At 53.2% G+C, this 20,967-nt stretch carries 16 protein-coding genes; 10 read left to right on the forward strand and 6 right to left on the reverse strand.

Annotated features, from left to right (window positions below; translation table 11 throughout):
• Positions 1-436: 436 nt before the first annotated feature.
• From IM700_RS11360 to IM700_RS11370, 3 genes are all read right to left on the reverse strand, one after another.
• Positions 437-1,267 (reverse strand): carbohydrate ABC transporter permease, encoded by an 831-nt coding sequence (locus tag IM700_RS11360; protein WP_193417017.1) that lies wholly within the window; start codon positions 1,265-1,267, stop codon positions 437-439.
• Positions 1,267-2,148, reverse strand: coding sequence for a carbohydrate ABC transporter permease (locus tag IM700_RS11365; protein WP_155604837.1), 882 nt, complete (start codon positions 2,146-2,148; stop codon positions 1,267-1,269). Before IM700_RS11365 ends, IM700_RS11360 begins: the two co-directional genes overlap by 1 nt.
• 76 nt (positions 2,149-2,224) lie before the next feature.
• Positions 2,225-3,538 (reverse strand): ABC transporter substrate-binding protein, encoded by a 1,314-nt coding sequence (locus IM700_RS11370; RefSeq protein WP_167521167.1) that lies wholly within the window; start codon positions 3,536-3,538, stop codon positions 2,225-2,227.
• A 220-nt stretch (positions 3,539-3,758) separates the two neighbouring features.
• Between IM700_RS11370 and IM700_RS11375 the strand changes: the two genes are divergently transcribed.
• Both IM700_RS11375 and IM700_RS11380 read left to right on the forward strand, forming a co-directional pair.
• The gene (locus IM700_RS11375) at positions 3,759-5,516 is read left to right on the forward strand and encodes a sensor histidine kinase (protein ID WP_155604839.1); all 1,758 of its coding nucleotides are present in this window, start codon (positions 3,759-3,761) and stop codon (positions 5,514-5,516) included.
• A 16-nt stretch (positions 5,517-5,532) separates the two neighbouring features.
• A complete protein-coding gene (locus IM700_RS11380) occupies positions 5,533-7,062 on the forward strand; it encodes a response regulator transcription factor (protein WP_193417018.1) in 1,530 nt (509 codons plus the stop codon).
• Here IM700_RS11380 and IM700_RS11385 read toward each other — a convergent pair.
• Positions 7,017-8,057 carry an LLM class flavin-dependent oxidoreductase gene (locus IM700_RS11385; RefSeq protein ID WP_193417019.1) on the reverse strand — a complete coding sequence of 347 codons (1,041 nt, stop codon included), beginning with the start codon at positions 8,055-8,057 and terminating at the stop codon, positions 7,017-7,019. The two genes, IM700_RS11380 and IM700_RS11385, sit on opposite strands and share 46 nt — an antisense overlap.
• 122 nt (positions 8,058-8,179) lie before the next feature.
• Between IM700_RS11385 and IM700_RS11390 the strand changes: the two genes are divergently transcribed.
• Both IM700_RS11390 and IM700_RS11395 read left to right on the forward strand, forming a co-directional pair.
• The gene (locus IM700_RS11390; protein WP_204801145.1) at positions 8,180-9,772 is read left to right on the forward strand and encodes a glycoside hydrolase family 43 protein; all 1,593 of its coding nucleotides are present in this window, start codon (positions 8,180-8,182) and stop codon (positions 9,770-9,772) included.
• A gap of 26 nt (positions 9,773-9,798) precedes the next feature.
• Complete coding sequence (locus tag IM700_RS11395; RefSeq protein WP_193417020.1) at positions 9,799-10,536, forward strand: AAA family ATPase; 738 nt, start codon at positions 9,799-9,801, stop codon at positions 10,534-10,536.
• A 234-nt stretch (positions 10,537-10,770) separates the two neighbouring features.
• Here IM700_RS11395 and IM700_RS11400 read toward each other — a convergent pair whose 3' ends face one another.
• Positions 10,771-11,601 carry a carbohydrate ABC transporter permease gene (locus tag IM700_RS11400; RefSeq protein WP_155604844.1) on the reverse strand — a complete coding sequence of 277 codons (831 nt, stop codon included), beginning with the start codon at positions 11,599-11,601 and terminating at the stop codon, positions 10,771-10,773.
• Positions 11,601-12,488 carry a carbohydrate ABC transporter permease gene (locus tag IM700_RS11405; protein ID WP_155604845.1) on the reverse strand — a complete coding sequence of 296 codons (888 nt, stop codon included), beginning with the start codon at positions 12,486-12,488 and terminating at the stop codon, positions 11,601-11,603. The genes IM700_RS11400 and IM700_RS11405 overlap by 1 nt, the downstream gene beginning before the upstream one ends.
• A gap of 186 nt (positions 12,489-12,674) precedes the next feature.
• On the opposite strand from IM700_RS11405, the gene IM700_RS11410 reads away from it, so the two are divergent.
• From IM700_RS11410 to IM700_RS11435, 6 genes are all read left to right on the forward strand, one after another.
• Complete coding sequence (locus IM700_RS11410; RefSeq protein WP_193417021.1) at positions 12,675-14,504, forward strand: cache domain-containing sensor histidine kinase; 1,830 nt, start codon at positions 12,675-12,677, stop codon at positions 14,502-14,504.
• Positions 14,497-16,146, forward strand: a complete 1,650-nt coding sequence (locus IM700_RS11415; protein WP_193417022.1) for a response regulator transcription factor — start codon at positions 14,497-14,499, stop codon at positions 16,144-16,146. The genes IM700_RS11410 and IM700_RS11415 overlap by 8 nt, the downstream gene beginning before the upstream one ends.
• A gap of 127 nt (positions 16,147-16,273) precedes the next feature.
• Positions 16,274-17,596, forward strand: coding sequence for an ABC transporter substrate-binding protein (locus tag IM700_RS11420; RefSeq protein ID WP_193417023.1), 1,323 nt, complete (start codon positions 16,274-16,276; stop codon positions 17,594-17,596).
• A gap of 103 nt (positions 17,597-17,699) precedes the next feature.
• A complete protein-coding gene (locus IM700_RS11425; protein ID WP_193417024.1) occupies positions 17,700-19,805 on the forward strand; it encodes a glycoside hydrolase family 36 protein in 2,106 nt (701 codons plus the stop codon).
• Positions 19,806-20,201: 396 nt separating this feature from the next.
• On the forward strand, positions 20,202-20,627 hold the full coding sequence (locus tag IM700_RS11430) for an SRPBCC family protein (protein WP_193417147.1): 426 nt from the start codon (positions 20,202-20,204) through the stop codon (positions 20,625-20,627).
• Between the two features lie 3 nt (positions 20,628-20,630).
• On the forward strand, positions 20,631-20,967 hold a 337-nt coding region (locus IM700_RS11435), incomplete at its 3' end, for an ArsR/SmtB family transcription factor (RefSeq protein ID WP_204801146.1).

Here is a 20,967-nt window from a genome sequence, read left to right on the forward strand (position 1 = left end):
AGGATTCCGGATGCTAACGGACCGAGAAGACGTTATTTCCACGTATTCTTCCTTGTACACCACGGTTGGGGCCAAATAAGGGCATTAGGGTCCGTTAGCATGGGAAATAGTCGGGAAATAAGAAAATAACGTCATTACGGTCCGTTACAGTTCCTGCGATGCAAAAAAACGCGAGCCCGGATGACTCCCGGGGCTCACGTAATCTGAGGAATTCGTTGGTGCTCGGCGAAATGTTGTACAATGGGCATCATTTTGCTGGGCTGAACCAACTTATATCGAATAATGTTGTAAAAGCTAATATTGCATAAACTACAACATTTCGCAGCGGCGGTGAGGAGTAGGCGGTGACCAAAGTGTATAGACACGCTCAGTCGTACGCGCCAGCTCCACCCACGCCTGCCGTGCGCCACGCGCCAACGCGCCGCGCGCTTCCCGATCAGCCTTTCACGGCGCCGGCGGTCAGGCCGCTGACGATGTATTTTTGACCGAACAAATACAGGATAAACACCGGCAGGGACGTTAGCACCAGATTAGCGAAAATCAGGTTCCACTCTCGACTGTACTTGCCGTAGAAATTGTAGATGGACAGCGGCATCGTCCAGGTCGAACTGTCGGTCAGGAAGTACAACGGAATCGTGATATCGTTCCACACCGACATGAAGACCATGATCGCGACCGTGGCATTCACCGGCAGGATCAGTGGCGTTACGATCCGGAAGAACACGCCAAACACGCTGGCCCCTTCAAGGAACGCAACTTCGTCGAGCGCTTTCGGGATCGTTTTGATAAAGCCGCTGTACAGAAACACGCTAAATGCGGTGTTCAGCGAGGCGTAAATGAGAATGACGCTGGTGATGCTGCCGTAGAAACCAAGCGCCTGCACGATCCGGATGGTCGTGATCGTCGACATCGGGGCGATCAGGCCCATAAAGAAGTACATATACAGCGTATTCGCGAATTTCGTCTCGCGCCGAGCCAAGATAAAAGAGGCTGCGGAAGAGGCGACGATGTTGATCACGGACGAAATGCCGGTAATCAACACGCTATTCCCGAAAGCCCGAGCGATCCCCCCCTCTTCAAATACGCGCGCGTAGTTGGAGAACATCCATTTTTCGGGCAGCTTTAGTGAGAAATCGAGCACTTCGGCGCTCGTTTTGAACGAGCCGAAGATCATGATCAAGATCGGTAAAATGATGAGCAACGATGCCAGTAGCAGAAGGCCTTCGACGATGTAGTTACGAATGGCGAGTTTGCGCGTGATTCCCATTATTCGGTGACCTCCTTACGCCGCATAAAGATGAGCAGCGGGATGGCAATGATGGTTACAGCCACGAACAATAGTGTATTGATGGCCGTACCCAGCCCCCAGCTTCCTTCGCCGAAGGACCGCAAAATGATTGTACCGACGACCTGGGAGGCGTTGCCCGGCCCCCCGCCCGTCAAGACGAAGACCTCCGAGAAGACCTTAAGTCCGCCGATGAGCGTGAGCATCAGGTTAATATTGATCGCTGGCAGCAGGAGCGGCAGCGTGATTTTCGTGAACTTCTTCCAGGATCCGGCCCCGTCGATGGTCGCCGCTTCGTAATACTCCTGGGAGATAGATTGGAGTCCAGCCAAGTAAATCGCCATTTGGAAGCCGGCATGCTGCCAAATCGAGATGATAGCGATGGTCCAGATGACGATATGCGGATTGGTGAGCCAAGCCTGGCTCAAGGCGTGGAGTCCGACCGCATCGAACATCCGGTTGATGGCGCCTTCGGTGCGTAAGATCGGCGTAAAGACGATGCCGATGACCAGGATGCTAAGGATGGACGGGGAATAAAAGATCGCCCGCAGCAGGTTCCGCGTTTTCAATCGCATGTTGAGCGCGACCGCCAGCACAATGCCGATCAGGTTTTTCCCGACCACGGTGACGACGGCAAAAATCAAAGTGTTTTTAAGCGCCAGAATCAGCGTTTTGTCGGAGAAGATCTTTCGGAAGTTCTCCCAACCGACGAAGTCGATCGTTAGGCGATCCAGCCGCCAATCGGTAAAGGAATAATAAAAGCCCGTAAACGCCGGAATGACGAAAAAGATCGAGTAGATCAATAACGCCGGTAGTACGAGATAATAGGAATATAGATTTTTGACCGATGCTTTTGATTTCATGTTCTCCCACCCCATTATAGACTGGGGCAGCATAAAACCCCGGACGGGACTTTATGCTGCCTGCCATTCTTCCGATTTAGAAACCGGGGATTTCTTTATCTTTCATCAGTTGGCTGAACTTTTCGTCCCAGGATTTCAAGACTTCTTCCGGCGTTAATCCACCGGCAAATTGATCCTGCAGCAGCCGGTACAATTCGCTGCGGTCTACCAGCATGAAGGCGTCGGTCGTCAGCACGGTTTTCTTCGGCGTGATGTAGTTGTCGACGATCTCCTGCTTGTAGGCCGGCAGTTCCGGCGTGTTGACGTCATTCAAGTTCGATACGTAACCTTTGGAATCGACGATTTTCTGAGCGATTTCCTTGGAACCCATGAAGTTCAAGAACTCCTTCGCTTCTGCCAAGTGCTTGGCTTTCTTCGGAATGAACAGTTGGCCGCCAAGCGGGCTGGCTCCCAGGCTGGCATCCTGCTCGGAAGGGATCGGGAAGACACCCAGGTGCATGTTAGGGTCTTGCTTAAGCACGCCTTCGATCAACCAGTCGCCCATGAACATCATCGCAACTTCCTTGTTCAGGAATTTGCCAACCGCCATATCGTAGCTGTCGCTGAGGACGTCGGTGTTGGTGTAGCCTTTTTTATACACTTCATATTGCTGTTCCAGGAAGGTTTGGAATTCCGGAATGTCGGACCATTTTCTCTTGTTGCTGTTCAATTCATCAAAGAAGGTTGGATCGTTTTTGGATACGAAGTTGGCAAAAGCGGCTGCCGGCCAAATATTGGCGGACCAATTGTCCTTGTACGGCATGAATACCGGAGTAACTCCGCTCGCTTTGATCTTCTCGCAAACGGCCAGGAACTCTTCGAAGTTGGTTGGAATCGACAGTCCCAAATCATCAAAGATGTCCTTGTTGTACACGACGCCCTGCATCCCTGTATCCTGGCTGACATGGAAGCTATAGATATGCCCATAAGCGGAAAGGACGTCTTTGTTCAGAATCCGGCTGGCCCAAGGCTCGTTATCCAGAATCTCGAAGTTGCGCTCCAGATTCAAATCCGTGGTGGCGCTGGCCAAGTTGTATTGAATGATGTCCGGTGTTTCCTCAACGGCCAGCTTGGTTTGCAGGACCGTTGTCGTTTGCTCGGCTGGAATCAACTGAAGATTCACTTTGATGTTCGTTTGCTTCTCAAACTCATCCAGCAGATCTTGTTGAATGAAGGCGGAGTCCTGTGAGCTCTTGGAGATCGCTAACTCGATGGTGACTTTGTCTCCTTTGGCGGCACCGGTGTTCGTACCTTCCTTCGCGGCATTGCCGGATTTCGCGCCTCCCGATCCGCAGGCTGCGAGCGATACGGCTAGCAAACCGGCGACAATCGCGGTGGTCGTTCTTTTCATTGTGTGATTCAAGGCAAATCCCCCCGTCTTTATGATGTGGCTTTGAATGCGCTTGCAACTTGATTATAAAATCCAGGGCAGCTAAGGTACATGTCTGAGGGTGACAGATCATGTGTAAAATTGTGAACTTGAAACCGTTGTCATGACGTGAAGCGAAATGGTACAGTTAAACCATCAAACAAACGCATTAAGGCACAGCAAGGAGGCCTAAGCCAACGTCATGAGACCTTTTTCCCCTCGCAAAAATCAGCTCAGTCTGCAAAACAAAGTCTTTTTAACTTTTGTGGCCTTGCTCTTGTTTATACTCGGCTGCTTTATCGTATACGTGAATCTGGTCGTCATTAAACCGTTGAAGGAGAAAACGGTCGAGGCCAAGCTGGCAGCGGCGACGAAGGTCAGCCAGCAGCTCGACGATTACGTCGACAGCCAAAACCAGCTGTCTCAGCGGATCTTATCCAGCAAGGACATCTTTGCCATCCTTGAACGAGGGTATCAAACCGATGTGAACATCGAACGGCTGAATCAAAGCCGCAGACTCAAGGATCTGATGTTCCAGGCCATCGGACCAAGGATGAACATCAAGGATATGGTGATTTACGACAAGGCAGGACGGCAGATCGTGTCTTACCTTGGGGAACGGGGCGACGCGGCTTCTTTGGAAGGCTATTTAAAGAAAAGCCTGATGAACGGGAGCTGGAGCGGCAGCGGATTTGTGCTGGAACGACAAGGAGATACGGTCTCCTTTATTCGGCCCATTAACAACCAGAATGGCAAGGTTTTCGGGTATCTCAGCATTCTATTGGACGAGACGTTTCTGCAAAGGATGACGCATGGCATAGGCGCCGGAGAGGTGTATATCTTGGACCAGGTAGGCCGGTCCGTAGCCGGTTCCATGTCGGAAGCGGAGCATGCGGAGCTTACGGCAAGAGATCGGGACAGCGGAGTTTACGCGGATAATTACCGGAATTACGTAGCCTATTCCCGCTCGGAGAGCACCGGATGGACAACCTATCTCGTTACGCCAAAAGGGGACGTGCTGGGGCCGGTGAACTCGGTGAAGTACCTTTCCATCCTGTTGATAACGTCGTTGTTGCTATTGTCTTTCGTCTATATTTATTTCTCTTCACGAAACCTGTTGTTGCCCATTCGTAAGCTGCGCAGCCAGATTTGGAGGATCAGCTATAGTAACATGAATATCAAAATGGACACTCGTTCGCAAAACAATGAACTGATCTTGCTGAATGAGGCGTTTCAGGATCTCATGGAACGTCTGCAGGAGTCGATCGAACGGGAGAAAATCGCTCTTCACGAGGAGGTCAAAGCGCGAAACTCCGCGCTCCAGGCCCAAATCGCGCCGCACTTCATCCATAACGTGCTCTATTTGATCAGTATCGCTGCCCAAGAGGGGAAGACCGAGGTCGTTTCCGATATGTGCAAGCATTTATCGGATAGCTTGCGTTACATCGTGTCTTCTCCCTATGCTCACGTGACTTTGGCCGATGAACTGGAGCATACGCGGCACTACTTGTCGCTCGTACAGCAGAAATACGAAGAGGACTTGGTATGGGAGATTCATGCGGACGAATCCGTGCGGAACGTACAGTTGCCCCGGCTGGTGCTGCAGCCTTTCGTAGAGAATTGCATCGAGCATGCCTTCTCCCGCAGCGACCCGCCTTGGCGGATTGATATCACGGTGAAGCAGTTCAACGGACTATGGGCGGTGGAGATCAAGGATAACGGAGATGGCTTTCCTCCCGGGAAAATAGCTGAGATTATGGATAACCTCCGGGCAGCGGACGCCGACAGAGAGGGAGAGGCACGGGGGACCTCAATCGGCAACATGGGTATCGTGAACAGTGTGGGACGGCTGAAATTGATGTATCAGAACCGACTGTTCTTTAACGTGTTCAATCACGCCGACGGAGAAAAAGGGGCTACGGTGCAGATCATCGGATCGTTAACGAAAGACTTCTACTGAACAAGGAGGGCACAGCATGTACAACGTGATGATCGTGGAAGACAGCAAACCGATCTTGCGGAACATTCGAACGCTGCTTGGCTCCCTGGAGCTCCCGGTCCAAGTGGTGGCGACGGCGACGAATGGAGAGGAAGCGCTGGAGCTGATCCGACAACAGCCCGTGGACCTGGTGCTGACCGATATCCGCATGCCGAAGATGGACGGGTTGACGTTGATTGAACAAGCAAAGCAACTCCGCCCGCAACTGTTGTTCATTCTGATCAGCGGGTACAACGATTTTGAGTACACACGCAAGGCCATCAATTTGCAGGTCTTCGATTACTTGCTGAAGCCCATTGAGCGCAAACAGCTGGCTGAGGTCATGAATCGGGCGATCGAGCGGCTGCAAAGCCGGATTCCAAACGAAGCGGAGCTGTTCAAGGAGATTGTGGAGCCCGGGTTTTATGAGGAGCTGCAGCTTGGCGACCAATTTCGCCATTACGGTAAGGCGCTGATTCTCATCCGGAGACAGCCATTTGCAGGAGGACGAGAGCTTTGGAATCTAGAGGGGCTGCAGCGCAGGCTGGGGGAGTTATTTTCCCCGCATCTGTGCTGGGTGTTTCCAACCCAAATGGCTAGTCAGTTCCTCGTGTTGGTGCAAAAAATGGCCGTGGAGCCCTATTCCTCGGTGTATGAATGCTTCGAGTCGATTCGCCGTACCTTAGAGGCTGAAGGGCTACCGGTATCGGTTGGCGGGCAGTTGCAGTCCGGCGATCCGGACAAACTCCCTGAGTTGTATCATCGCGTATCGGGGATTTTGGATAAAGAGCAACGTATTCACCACGGCGTAGTGATCGATACGGAGACCCCGCATGGGCTCGGCGGTTTGGACAGCCCGGAATTGGATCGGGCGACAGTGGCCGCCTTCACCGAGCTCATCCAGAGTCGGGGGAAGGAGAAGTTCTTGTTAAAGCTGAACGAGCAACTGGCGAAATGGGCCGTCGACAATATCCGGCTCACGGAGCTGGAACGGTTCGTCGCGTTGATGGTGGATGCCTTCTCCCAAGCCTGGAACGACCAAGGCTCCGGATACCGGTTGGAGCTCGAGGCGACATCACGGGGGTTGCTTTCGGTAGATAGCTTCGAGAAGTTCTGCCAGGGGTTTCAGGAATGGGCAAAGCAATCCTTCGAACGAGTTCAAGCGCAGAACCGGAAAAGCGGAGAGGAGCTGTTTCGGCAGATTGAAGAGTACGTCAGGCTAAACTTATACTCGTATCTATCGATTGCCGATGTAGCCCTCAAATTTCATGTCAGCCCTTCGTATATCAGCCGGGTGATGAAGAATTATGCGCAAAACACGTTCGTGCAGTATTACACGGGACTAAAAATCAAAGAGGCTTGCAGGCTGATGGCCTGCAAGCCGGAAATGCGAATTAAAGAGGTGTCCGATGCCTTGTCTTTCAGCGATCAGCACTATTTCTCCAAAGTGTTCAAGGAATATACGGGGTACAGTCCGACGGATTATAAGGAACGTTGTCCTCCAAACAGTTCCGACAGCAGCTCGTAGGAACGCAAGCGGGCCTTATGGTCGTAGACCTGCGCAGCGACGATGATCTCGTCGGCCTCGGTCTCCGCCAACAGGTGTTCCAGCCGATTCCGCACGGTCTCCGGCGACCCGATCGCCGAATAGCTAAGTTGGCGTTCGACCAGGGCTTGCTCCTGCGGCGTCCAGTCCAGTTGGTCGATCGGCGGGCTAAGCTGCGCGGTGCGCCGGCGGATCAGGTTGAGGAACTGCTGCAGCTGGGAGGTCGCCAGGCGGCGGGCCTCCGCGTCAGTATCGGCGACGATCACGTTAACGCCGATCATCGCGTAAGGCTTCGCCAGCTCCTCCGACGGGCGGAAGTGCGTGCGGTACAGATCGAGCGCCGGGAGCAGGTAATCCGGCGCGAAATGGCTGGCGAAAGAGAACGGCAGACCGAGTTGGGCGGACAACTGTGCGCTGAAGCCGCTGGAGCCAAGCAGCCAGATCGGGATACGCAGACCTTCGCCGGGAATCGCCCGTACGCGCATGGAGGAACCCGAGACGGGCTGGAAGTAGTTCCGCAGCTCGGAGAGCCGCTCCGGAAAGTCCTGCCCGTCGCTGCCGGGCCCGCGCCGCAGCGCATGCGAGGTCAACGGGTCGGAACCTGGCGCCCGACCGAGACCGAGATCGATCCGCCCCGGGTATAGCGACTCCAGCGTGCCGAACTGCTCGGCGATGACCAGCGGCGCATGGTTCGGCAGCATGATGCCGCCGGAGCCGACGCGGATCTTCTTCGTGCCGCCGGCGATGTGGCCGATGACGACCGAGGTCGCCGAGCTGGCGATGCCGGGCATGCCGTGATGCTCCGCCAGCCAATAGCGATGGTAACCCCAGTCTTCGGCGTGCCGGGCTAGATCCAGCGAGTTGCTCAGAGATTCCATGGCGGTGCTGCCGGCCGTGATTGGCGCCAGGTCGAGAATGGAGACGGGAATATGGGATAAACGATGCGATGAATCGTGTGAATGTTGTGGGTTGGGCATAAATACAAGCCTCCTTAGGCATGAAATAGATACGAAAGCCTAATTTCTATTATAATCGAATTTTAAGTAAATGAGAAAAACAATCACTGAAACGATAACAGTTATGAACAGGAGGAAATCACATGAGTGAACGTACTATGATCACGAATCCGATTTTAAGCGGTTTTAATCCGGACCCCTCGATTTTACGGGTCGGTGACGACTACTATATCGCGACGTCCACCTTCGAGTGGTTTCCAGGCGTACAGATTCATCATTCCCGGGATCTTGTGCACTGGCAATTGATCGGTCATCCGCTGACTCGGGTTTCGCAGCTCGACATGCTGGGTAATCCCGGGTCCTGCGGGGTATGGGCTCCGTGTCTCAGCTATGATAACGGTTTGTTTTATCTCATCTACACGGACGTCAAAAGCCGCCACGGCGCATTCAAGGACACCCCGAACTATCTGGTCACTGCCAGCGATATTCGCGGTCCATGGTCGGAACCGGTGTATTTAAACAGCAGCGGTTTTGACCCTTCCTTGTTCCACGACGATGATGGGCGCAAATGGCTGGTGAATATGCTGTGGGATCACCGGAAAGGAAAGAATCATTTTGCCGGCATCGTTCTTCAGGAATATGATCCGCAGCAACAGAAACTGGTTGGCCCGGTCAAGAATATCTTTCTAGGCACGGAGCTTAGGTTAACCGAAGGCCCGCATTTATATAAAAGAAACGGTTACTATTACTTGCTCACGGCGGAAGGGGGCACGTATTACGATCATGCGGTTACGATGGCCCGATCGCACACGATCGGCGGACCGTATGAAGTCGACCCGACCAATCCGATTCTGACGTCGTCGGGTAAACCGCATCTGGCATTGCAAAAGGCGGGGCACGCCTCGCTGGTTGAAACGCAAACGGGCGAGTGGTACTTGGTACACCTAACCGGGCGGCCAACGAAAGACATCTATTGCACGCTTGGCCGGGAAACGGCGATCCAACGCGGTGTCTGGACGGAAGACGGCTGGTTCCGGCTGGAGACCGGCGGGAATGATCCGCGGGTCGAGGTGGATGCGCCTGCGTTGCCGCCGCATCCGTTCGAACCGGAGCCGGAGCGCGACGATTTCGACGGCGGGGGGTTCGAGCTCGGCGTTCACTGGAGCACGCTGCGCGTTCCGCCTACGGAGGATTGGTTGACCTTACGTGAGCGCCCCGGCTTCCTGCGCTTGTATGGCCGCGAGTCGATGAACTCGCTGTTCCGGCAAAGCTTGGTGGCTCGGCGGCAGCAGTCGTTTCATTGCCTGGCGGAGACCGTGGTGGAGTTCGAGCCGGAGACGTTCCAGCAGATGGCCGGCTTGACCGTCTTTTACGATACGAATGATCATGTCTACTTGCGGATCTCCCGGGATGAAACGAAGGGGAATAGTCTGAATCTCATCCAAACGAAAGCCGGGGTTTATGACGAGCTGCTGGAAGAGGACATCTCGATCGAAGGCGCTACGCGCTGCTGGCTGCGAGTGACCATCGAACGAGAGTTGGCGCGTTTCGCCTACAGCCTCGATGGGGAGAACTGGCAGGCGGTCGGCAAAGCGGTTGACGTTAGCCACTTGGCGGACGATCCGGCGGAGAAAGTACGCTTCACCGGCACCTTCCTCGGCGTATGCGCCCAGGACCTTAGCGGGATGCGCAAGCCTGCCGACTTCGACTATTTTATTTACAAGGAGCTCGATTAATTCACACCGAAGGGAGAGGACGTGGGATGTATTTAAGAGAGGTGACGCTCCTGAAAGACAATATGCCTTCATCGAGAGAATACCCGTTCTCTCTCCCGTTAGTCCGGAAGTTGAACAAGCTTCGTCTTAGCCGTCCGGTCACGTTTTTTGTCGGGGAGAATGGTTCAGGTAAATCCACCCTGCTGGAGGCGATCGCCTACCAATGCGGGTTTAATCCGGCCGGAGGCGGGAGAAATAACGTCTACGAGGTGGACCGGTCAGAATCTGCGCTCGGCGATTATATCCGCCTCTCATGGAATCCGAAAGTCACGAACGGCTTCTTTCTGCGGGCGGAATCGTTCTATTCGTTTGCTTCGCATATTGATGAGGTTGCGGCAACTCCGTCCTATGGAGGGCGATCTTTACACAGTCAATCGCATGGCGAATCGTTCCTCAGTCTGTTCAAGTACAGATTCGGCAGCCGAGGCATTTATCTGCTGGACGAACCGGAAGCCGCGTTGTCTCCAGCCCGGCAGCTGGCCTTGATGCGGATCATTCGCGACTTATCGGATCGCGCCCAGTTCTTGATTGCTACGCATTCGCCGATTCTGATGGGTTATCCGGACGCAGACATCCTGAATTTCGATGGGGATCGAATGGAAACGGTCCGTTACGAGGATACCGATCATTACCAAATCACGCGGCGTTTCCTGGAGAATCGGAACAGCGTACTCCGCACGCTGTTTGAGGATGAGGACGAGTTGGGGGTAGAAATAGAAGACTAAATTCCTGCAAAAATACAGGTATTTTTACGAATAACAACGATTGGGTTAGAATAACTGCGAAAATGCAGTTATTTTTCCCGTTTGTTCCATTTATGACGATAAAGACAGAAATACCTGCACTTTTGCAGGTATTTCTGATTTCGGTCAAGTTTGGCCGATAATACCTGCACTTTTGCAGGTATTGTTCTAAGCACGACAACAGCCCCCGGTCCATCGGACCAGGGGCTGTTTATGTCAACCTTTCACCGCACCGGCGACAACGCCTTTGACGATGTATTTTTGCAGGAAGATAAAGACGATGATCGAAGGCAGCACGGCCATAACCATGGCGGTCATCGCGTATTGCCAGTCGGAGGTGTATTGTCCGACGAAGGTGTAGGCGGCCAGCGTTAGTGTCTTCGTTGTCGGCGAGCCGTTAACCATAAGCAATGGAAGCAGGAAGTCGTTCCAGATCCACATGACGTCGATGATGATGATCGTGGTGGTGACGGATTTCAACAGCGGGAAGATCACGCTGAAGAACAACCGGAAGCCGGAGGCGCCGTCGATTGTGGCGCTTTCGTCGATTTCCTTCGGAATCCCTTTCACGAAGCCGTGGTAGATGAATAGGGCGAGCGGAGCGCCGAAGCCCCAGTACAAAATGCCGAGTCCCCACGTGCTATCGGAGAGATGGAAGTTCTTCGCCATCTGCAGTACCGTCAGCATGATCGATTGGAACGGAATCAGCATCGGCATGATACAGATGAAGTAAATGATCGAACTGGCTTTCGATTTCGTACGGGCCAGCTTGTACGCGGCGATGGACGAGATCAACACGATCCCGGCCAAGCCGAGGACGGTAATGACCGTATTGTTGAGGAACAGCCGCGGGTAGTTGATGAACTCCCAAACATAGCTATAGTTGGCAAAGGTTAATTTTTTCGGTAAAGCGATCACGTCGGTCATGACCTCGGAGAAGCTCTTCAACGAGTTGATGATGGTCAGGAACAACGGATACAGGAACAAGATTGAGAGGAGCACCATCACGATTTCCAGGACGATGCGGCCTGCACTATTCTTTTTCATTACGCCTCAACCTCCCTGCGTTTGAAGATAGTAAGCTGGATCACCGTAATAATCAGCACCGCTACGAACAGAATCAGCGCTTTGGCTGTACCGTAGCCGTACAGGTTGTTCTGGAACGTGTCGCGGTAAATGTCGTACGCCACGCTGTAAGTCGTTCCGCCAGGGCCGCCGCCGGTCAAGGACAGGATGACGTCAAACACCTTGATCGAGTTGGTCAGCGCCATAAAGACGGAAATCGTAATCGATGGAGCCAGCAACGGCAGCGTGACATTAAAGAATCTGCGGATCGGGCCGGCACCGTCCACCGTAGCGGCTTCTTTCAAATCTTCCGGAACCGATTGCAAGCCAGCAATGTAGATCACCATGTAAAATCCGATCGATTGCCAGATCGATACGAACAACACCGAGATAAAAGCGAGTCCGGGTTCACCCAACCAGCTTAAGGCGAATACCCCCCAACCGGTGCTGGCACCTAGCGATTCAAAGCCTTGCATGAAGATGAACTTCCAGATAAATCCGACGATAACCAAGCTGAGGATGTAAGGAATGAAGAAGGCTGCTCTGAGCCAGGTTGTCGTCTTCAACTTCATATCGAGCACCAGCGCCAGCAAGATCGCCAGCACGTTGATCAGCACGATATAAAGGATGGCGTATTTGATCGTAAACCAGGCCGCATGCGAGAAATTCGCATCGCCCATAAAAATCTGCTTAAAGTTGTCGAGCCCGACAAATTTCGGATGCTTGGAGATCCCGTTCCATTTGGTCAGGGAATAACGTATCGTCATGATGAACGGATAATAGAAGACGGCGATGATGGAAATCAGAATCGGCAACGTGAATACGCCAAACTCCAATTTCTCGCCCCGTTTTCTCCCTAGTTTGAACATAATGGCACCTCTTTTTCGTGACGTATTGTTTAAAGATCGGGTGAGGTTGGTTCCCTGCACACCTTGACTTTTTCGGCTATAATGATTATAAAACAGCGGTATTGCCGCCAAAATGGATTTAAGAAAACAGTTAAGGGTAAAAAGGTGAACTCGCTTTTTTCCCCGACGTACTAGAAATGAGGGGCTATGTTCAACCGCATCTTAAGCATGCTAACGACGCTTACTGACCGGATTTCGCGCAGACTGGTCAATAAGCTTATTTTGTTGTTTACAACGATTATTATTCTGGTGGTTGGGCTCTTGACGGTCATCTCCTATCAGATGCTGGAGCGAGAATCGGTAAACCATAGCATGGCCAGTACGACAAACAACCTGAAGCTGATCAATCAGAAGCTGGAGGATTATCTCGCCGGCATCGAGCAGTTGTCTCTGCCGCAAATCCACTATGAAGAGATTCTGCAGGCGATTATGAACGAAGAATCGGATTATGCGTCGAAAATGTACCTGGAAGATTATTTGCGCGAGCTGTTCTATTCGCGAAATGACCTGGAGAGCATTTATCTGTACCTGATCGATCAGCAGAAATACTACGCCATCACGCGAGAAGCTTATAACATCACGGTTCGGTCGAGCTATCAAGAGGGGATCCCCGAGCAGCCTTGGTACAAGCAGGCGATGGAGAGCCGTCACAACCAGTCTTATCAGTCATTTATCGTTCCCGGGTCCAAGTCGGGGTATGTCATGAACGAGGAGCCTAGCTTTATGGGTTATCACCGTGTCTTGCGTTCCTTGGTGACCCGCGAACCGAAAGCGGTGATCTCGTTCTATTTAAAACCGACGGTCAAGGACCAGATTCTGAAGGATGTTCCATTCGAGAATGGCGAGCACTTGCTGTACCTGGATCCAAACAATGTCCCTTTTCATGTGGATGAGCCTGCTTTCCTGGATCAAGTGGGACAAGCGCCATGGCTTGCCCGGCTTGGGGAGGATGCGTTGATGAAGCCGCTGACCTGGACCGACGAGGCGGGCGATAAGTATTTAATCGTCTATAACATTGAAGCGAACGGGGGCTGGAAGCTGGTTAAACCGATCCCGTACAGCAATATCTACGCAGCCGCCAAGGCAACGCGAAATTTGGGGTATTTGATCGGTTTGATTTTTTTGCTGATTTCGCTCATTCTGGTCGCGTTATTCTCCAATAAAATTACGAGCCCGCTCAAAGATTTGTCGCTTCAGATGCGCCGCTTTAGCGAAGGGACCTTTGACGCGGAAATTCCGGTGAAGGGCCGGGATGAGATTGCCTATTTATCAAGGCACTTCAACCGCATGGTACGGCGGACGAACGATTTGATCAATGAACGCTATAAGATGAAATTGGTGGAGAAGAACGCCATCCTCAAAGCGCTGGAGGCGGAGATTAACCCGCACTTTTTGTATAACGCGCTGCAGGCGATTTCGACCAAAGCGTTGAAGAGCGGGGACGAGGAGGTGGCCGAGATGGTGGATGCCTTGGCATTAACCCTAAGATATTGCATAAGTGGAAAAGACATCGTAAACGCTAGGGAGGAGCTGAAGCACATCGAACGTTACCTCGCGCTGCAGAAAGCCCGGTTTGGCAGCCGTTTGCAGGTCACGGTCGAGTGGGAAGAGGCCCTCAAGGAGCTGCAAATTCCCAAGCTATCCATTCAATCTCTGGTCGAAAACTCCATCAAGCACGGGCTGGAGAAAATGTCGAGCGGCATCTCCATACGGATCCACGCCGAGCTGGGCGACACCCATGCCGTGATTTCGGTGCGGGACAACGGTCCGGGCATTTCTCCGGATCGCATGGAGCAAATCCAAACTTCGTTCCGCCAGGAATGGGAGGAACAGGAGGGAGAGAACATCGGGCTCAAAAACCTGTATACCCGCCTGAAACTTCTCTATGGCGAAGAAGCCGAGCTGAGCATCCAAAGCGATAAGCAGGGTACGGAGATGCGGATGATGATACCGCGGGGGGGCAGCAGTCATGTATAAAGTGTTGATTATCGACGACGAGGAACCGCTTCGCGAAGCGATTCGGATTTTGGGGAATTGGCAGGACCTTGAGGTTGATGAGATTTGGGAAGCGACTGACGGTAAGGCGGGGCTTGCGATGCTGGAACAGCACAAGCCGGATATCGTCATGGTCGACATGAAGATGCCTGAGCTGAACGGGGTCGAATTTTTGCAAATCGTGGAGCAGGAGTATCCCGAACTGTTGACGATCGTCATCAGCGGGTATAACGACTTTGAATTCACCCGTCAAGCGATCCATGCCAGAGTGGTGGACTATCTGCTGAAGCCGGTCAATCGCCAGGATTTGAACCAGGCGCTTCGCAAAGCGGTTGACGTGCTTCAGGCCAAACGTCAGATCCAAAGCGAATCGATCACCCGGAATATTGCCTTTAATATGTCGCTTCCAAAATTGAAAGAGAAAATCTATCTGTCGATTATTGAGCGCAGCTTTAAGAAGCAAAGCAATCAAGCGTTTCTGCCATTGATTGGGGCCGATCATCAAGATCATCGGTTTGGCGTGCTCGTCCTGCGGATCATGAATATGGAGGCCGTAAAGGACAGCCGGTTTAATCGCGATCGAGAGCTGCTGTATTTCGCCGTGGCAAACGTCATCAACGATGTCGCCGTGGACAGCCTGCAATGCTTCAGCTTCGCCAATCCGAAGCAAGAGCGGGAAATGATTGCGGTCTATACGGCGCGAGGGGGATACCCGCAAGAGATTGCCTTCCGTGCGGGGGAGTTGATGCGGAAAGTGGCCTCCACCTTAAGCGACTTGTTTGGGGTGCTGGTTGCCGGAGGCATCGGGCGATATTGCGAGGATGTGATGGACCTGGCCGCCTCCTATGAAGAGGCGATCTCCGGCATCCAGGGCATCGATTTGTTGAAGCTCAAAGGAAATGCCGTCATCGGGGAATCGGACAAGCCGACGGTTAAGGAGACGTTCTCCTTCTCCAGCCGCATGCCGATTCTGCGCGGGGCCCTGGAGGCGGGCAATCTCAACCATGCCAAATCGGTTATGTCTGAATTCGCTAAGAGTATTCGAGTTTCCGGCTTCTTCAGCATCGGTGCCGCCGACCGGATCCTGCGGGAAATTGTCGTGCTGATGAACGACACGGCTTCGGAGCTTAGCGTTCCGGCGGACAAGCTTCCTTCCTCCGGGGGAGATCGATCGCTGCAGGCGCTGGGGTTGCGAACGGATTTTGCCACGTTTGACCAGTTCGAAGCCTTGCTGCTGGAGTTGGCCGAGTATTATCACGAGCAAGTCCGTCGGTCGATGGCCGCGGGCCGTCCGTTCAGTGTCGAAGATATCAAGGAGTATATCGACAATCACTATTTTGAGGACATCAAAATTTCGATGTTCACGGAGAAGTATTTTCTGAGCCGCGAGTATTTGATGAAGCTATTCAAGCAACAATATGGCTGCGGGATCCACGAATATGTGCAGAAGGTTCGCATGGACAAGGCCAAAGAACTGTTGGACGACTCCATGCTTAAAATCCAGGAAATTTCCGAAATGTTGGGCTATAAAGATAAGAACTATTTTAGCAAGGCGTTCCGGAATTACTATGACCTGTCGCCTTCCGAATACCGTCAACAGCAGGAGGAAAGGGTCAAAAAGTGAACTCGCAGGAGGACTCCACTTTTTTACCCTTAAATCACCACATATCTACATTTTTTCACCCGAGCCTTTTCTTTAGAATAAGGAGCATAACCAATGATCAACAAAAAGAAAGTGGGGGCGTTAGTTAATGAAGAAGAAAATCCTGGCCTTATCGTTCAGCCTGGTGCTGCTTATGGGCCTGTTATCCGCATGCGGAGGCAACAATAACGCGGCGAATAACGGAGCGAACAACGCGGGTGCCGGCAATGGCGCTGCAACGGATGATTCCAAACCGGTCACGATCAACATGTTTACGGCTTCTCCGGAATATACCGATGCGTTTAACGCCTACATTGCGGAATATAAGAAAGTGAAGCCAAACGTGACGATCAACCTGGAGATCATGCAGGCGGACTACAACACGGTATTGAAATCGAGAATCGCGGCAGGCAGTACGCCTGACGTATTCCAAACGACGGCAGGCGGCGATATCGACACCTTTGCTGAATATAGCGCGGATTTGACGGATCAACCGCTGGCTGCTGCCATGACGGACGCCGTTCGTGCGAATATGACTTCTTCCGACGGAAAGGTTCTGGGTCTGCCGGTCAAAGGCAACCTGTTCTCCGTCATCTACAACAAGAAATTGCTGGATGAAGCAGGAGTTACCACTTTCCCGAAAACGACGGCCGAGCTGGACGACGCGATCGCTAAGCTCGAAGCTAAAGGCATCACGCCTTTCGCAAATGCGTATAAGGAATGGTGGGTATGGAAGCACGTATTCCAGCATTTCGTGAACGCAGCGGCTCAAGACGCTGGGGTAACGACGCAAGACCTGGTCAATAGCTTTATTGCTGGGGATGTCAAAATCAAAGATTACCCTGTCCTGTACAACAACTTCTTTAGCTTCATCGATACGACGGTGAAACATGGTACCGACAAGCCGCTGGAACGCGACAGCAATGCGCAAGTCAGTGACTTCGCATCCGGCAAAGCAGCAATCATGATCGGTAAAGGCGCATGGGACGAAGAAGCGATCAAGAAAATTACTCCGGACATCCAAATCGGCATCGCGGGTTATCCGGTCAGCGACAAAGCAGAGCAAGCAACGATCATCACCGGTGCGGACCAAGCTTTGCGCATTAATAAAGATTCCGCAGTTGTGAACGAAACAATTGAATTCTTTAACTGGTTGTACACATCCGAATACGGCAAGAACTGGTTCTCTACTGTAGCGAAGGTTATTCCGCCGATCAAGGATGCTCCTCTTCCTGATTTGGATATGCCGAAGCAAATGAACGAAATCTTGAAATCGGAGCCGTCGGGCGACCTGGCGATCAACTACTCGCTGGATACGTTCCATCAAAAATTCGGCGAGATCATGCAAGCCTACATCGGCGGCAGCAAGTCGAAGGATCAAGCGGTAACGGAAATCGAACAAGCTTGGGTACAACTGGGTTCGGCTCAATAATATCGAAAGTCTCGGTTGTTCCTTAAACACAAATGAACCCAGCACCACCTCCGGTGCTGGGTTTTGTTTTTACTTATGACGGTTGAAGGGGAGTGCGAAGGTGATGAGCAGAATCGCGATTCGGGAAAATGGCTTACATCTGGTATTGGAGGTAACCCAGGAGCAGGGTGTGCGGCTGCTTCATTTTGGGGCAAATGCGCTGGACGAGGCGCGGATCCGGGAGGAGCGCAAACCGGGCTTCCGCCTGATGGAGCTGCAGCTTACGGGAGAGGACCGGGACGAATACCATGGGCGAACCCATCGGGCATCGTACCCGGGGCTGCGGATGGTTTACGTCGGCCATACGAACGGCCGCAACGAATTCGGGCGGAAGCTGGAGGTTGCCCTGCGCGACCCGAAGACCGGGCTGGAGGCCGTACAGCACGTACAATTTTACGATGGGGTGCAGACGGTCCGGGCCTGGGTGGAATTGTTTAATGCCGGTTCGGCGGCGGTGGGCGTCGAATATGTCTCTTCCTTCGCATTGACCGGCCTGGATATGGAAGGCGGACAGGATCGGGACGACAAAATGGTATTGTCCATTCCCCATACCGGATGGCAAAGCGAGCTGCAATGGCGGGCTTACCGTTTACCGGAGCTGGGGTTATCCCATTTAACCGATCGCAGCTCCAAGCGGATCACCTGCAGCAATACGGGCTCCTGGTCGGCGGCTGAGCATATTCCAATGGCGGTGCTGGAGAACCGGGAAACGAACACCAGCCTGTTCTGGCAAATCGAGCACAACGGTTCTTGGCATTGGGAAATCTTCGACCAGGTTGATCAGTTGACCTTGCTCCTCAGTGGCCCGACTGAACACGATAACCACTGGTGGGTATCGCTCGCGCCGGGGGAGCGGTTCGTCAGCGTTCCGGTCGCGGTTGGGGCGACCAATGGCGGCTTCGAAGCGGCGATCGGGCAACTGACCGCTTATCGTCGCCGGATTCGCCGGCCAAACGATGATAACCGGGAGCTGCGGATTATTTTCAACGATTACATGAACTGCCTTTGGGGCTCCCCGACGACGGAAAAGCTGCTGCCGTTGATCGACGCCGCTGCGGAAGCGGGCTGCGAATATTTCTGTATCGATGCCGGTTGGTACGCTCCAGGCGAATGGTGGGACGGTGTTGGCGAATGGCTGCCGTCTTCGGAACGGTTCCCGGAAGGGATCAAGTACGTGTTGGACTATATCCGGGGCAAAGGGATGGTGCCGGGGTTGTGGCTCGAGCTGGAGGTGATGGGCATCAACAGTCCGAAGTTGGCAGACACCGATGACAGCTGGTTCTTCCTGCGGCATGGCAAGCGGGTGATGGACCGCAGCCGGTACCAACTGGATTACCGCAACCCGAAGGTAGTGGCCCATGCCGACGAGGTGATTCGCCGGTTAGTGGAGGATTACGGGGTCGGTTACATTAAGATGGATTACAATATCAACGCCGGGATCGGGACGGAAGCGGCTGCGGATAGTTTCGGCGACGGGTTGCTGCAGCATAACCGCGCGTACCTCGCTTGGCTTGACCGTATTTTCGCGCGGTATCCGGAGCTAGTGATCGAGAACTGCTCCAGCGGCGGGATGCGGATGGATTACGCGATGTTGAGCCGTCATAGCATCCAGTCGACCAGCGATCAGGAGAACTATGTGAACTATGCGGCGATCGCCGCCGCATCCCCTTCGGCACTGACGCCGGAGCAATCCGCCATCTGGTCGTACCCGCTGCGGGAAGGTGACGACGAGGAGGTCGTCTTCAACATGGTCAATGCGCTGTTGCTGCGCGTGCACCAAAGCGGCCATCTCGCTGAACTAAGCCCGCGACGCCGGGCACTTGTGAAGGAAGCGCTGGATTACTACAAGGCGATTCGCGCGGATATTCCGGAAGCGTTGCCGTTCTGGCCGCTGGGGTTGCCGAAGCAACAGGACGATTGGGTCAGCCTGGGGTTGCAACGGCCGGGAAGCGATACGGTTTACTTGGCCGTGTGGCGAACCCGCGGGGAGACTTCGTCTCAGATCCTGCCGCTTTCAAAGCTGCAAGGGGAGACGCTGGACATTCGGTGCGCATATCCGCAAGACTTGGATTGCAGCTGGAGCTGGGATTCCGCAGCGGGTCAGCTAACGGTGACCCTTCCGCCTGCACCTTCCGCTCGACTGTTCGAGATTCGCCGCCGCAAACCGTAAACGGAACTCGTATGAAAGATCCGCATCGCTGCTTTTCGCAGGGGATGCGGATTTTTTATGTAGGTGGGGGAGGGAAATGTTGCAAAATCTACAACATTTTCGTCGAGTCGTGAGTGTTTGGAGTCGATTTGTTGAAAAAAATGCAACATTATTACAAGCAGGGAATCCAATACGCCTTAAATCTTGCACAAAATGCAACATTCTGGATGTGGTCAGCCCGTTCGCTTCAAAATGATGCACAAAATGCAACAATCTTGTGGATCGATTCCGCAAATCTTTTGGAGGTACGCCTATTGTTGACATGAAACCTAATGGAGTCATATAATCATTTATGATAGGAAACCATTTGGTTTCATATAAATACAATAAATATTTTTGCAAAGAGGAGAATAGATGATGGATCAGAATAACACGAGCAAGCTGCCGGACATTCGGCATACGATTCTGCTAAATGCACCCATCTCCCGGGTATGGGAGGCGGTTGCAACGTCGGAGGGGATTGCGGCCTGGTTCATGCCGAATACCTTCCAGCCGGTAGAGGGGTATGAATTTGTCCTGCATGCCGGTCCCTTCGGGGATTCTCCCTGCAAGGTGACAGTCCTGGATCCGCCGCGCCGGTTATCGTTTCATTGGGGCAAGGATTGGACGCTCACGTTTGAACTGGAAGAGAAGAACAATCAAACGGAATTCACGTTGATTCACGGCGGCTGGACCGCCGACCAAGTTACCGAGTTCGGCCAACCGCACGAAGTCGTTCGCGGCAACATGGATCAAGGCTGGGCCGGTATGGTGGGCAAGCTGGCCGAATACGTTCGGGTGTAAGCCATGGGGGAGGCGGCCTCTGCAAAACACGACGTGTTCCAGGCGATCGCGGACCCGACGCGCCGGGAGCTGCTGCAGCTTCTAGGCGGGCGGGAACTGCCGCTGAAGGATATCAGCGGCCGGTTTCCGATGAGCCGTACGGCAGTATCCAAGCATCTGCGCATCTTGGCCGAAGCCGGACTTGTGCAGGAGCGCAAGGTCGGGCGGGAGACGCGTTATCGTCTGGATGCGGATCCGCTGCTGGAACTAAAGCGTTGGTTGGAGTACTACGAGCGTTTCTGGGAGAACAAGCTGTCCTTGCTCAAGCATTATGTCGAAACCGATCCGGACGCAGAGCCGG

This window comes from Paenibacillus rhizolycopersici (assembly GCF_014947195.2).
In the GTDB taxonomy this organism is placed as follows: Bacteria; Bacillota; Bacilli; order Paenibacillales; family Paenibacillaceae; genus Fontibacillus; species Fontibacillus rhizolycopersici.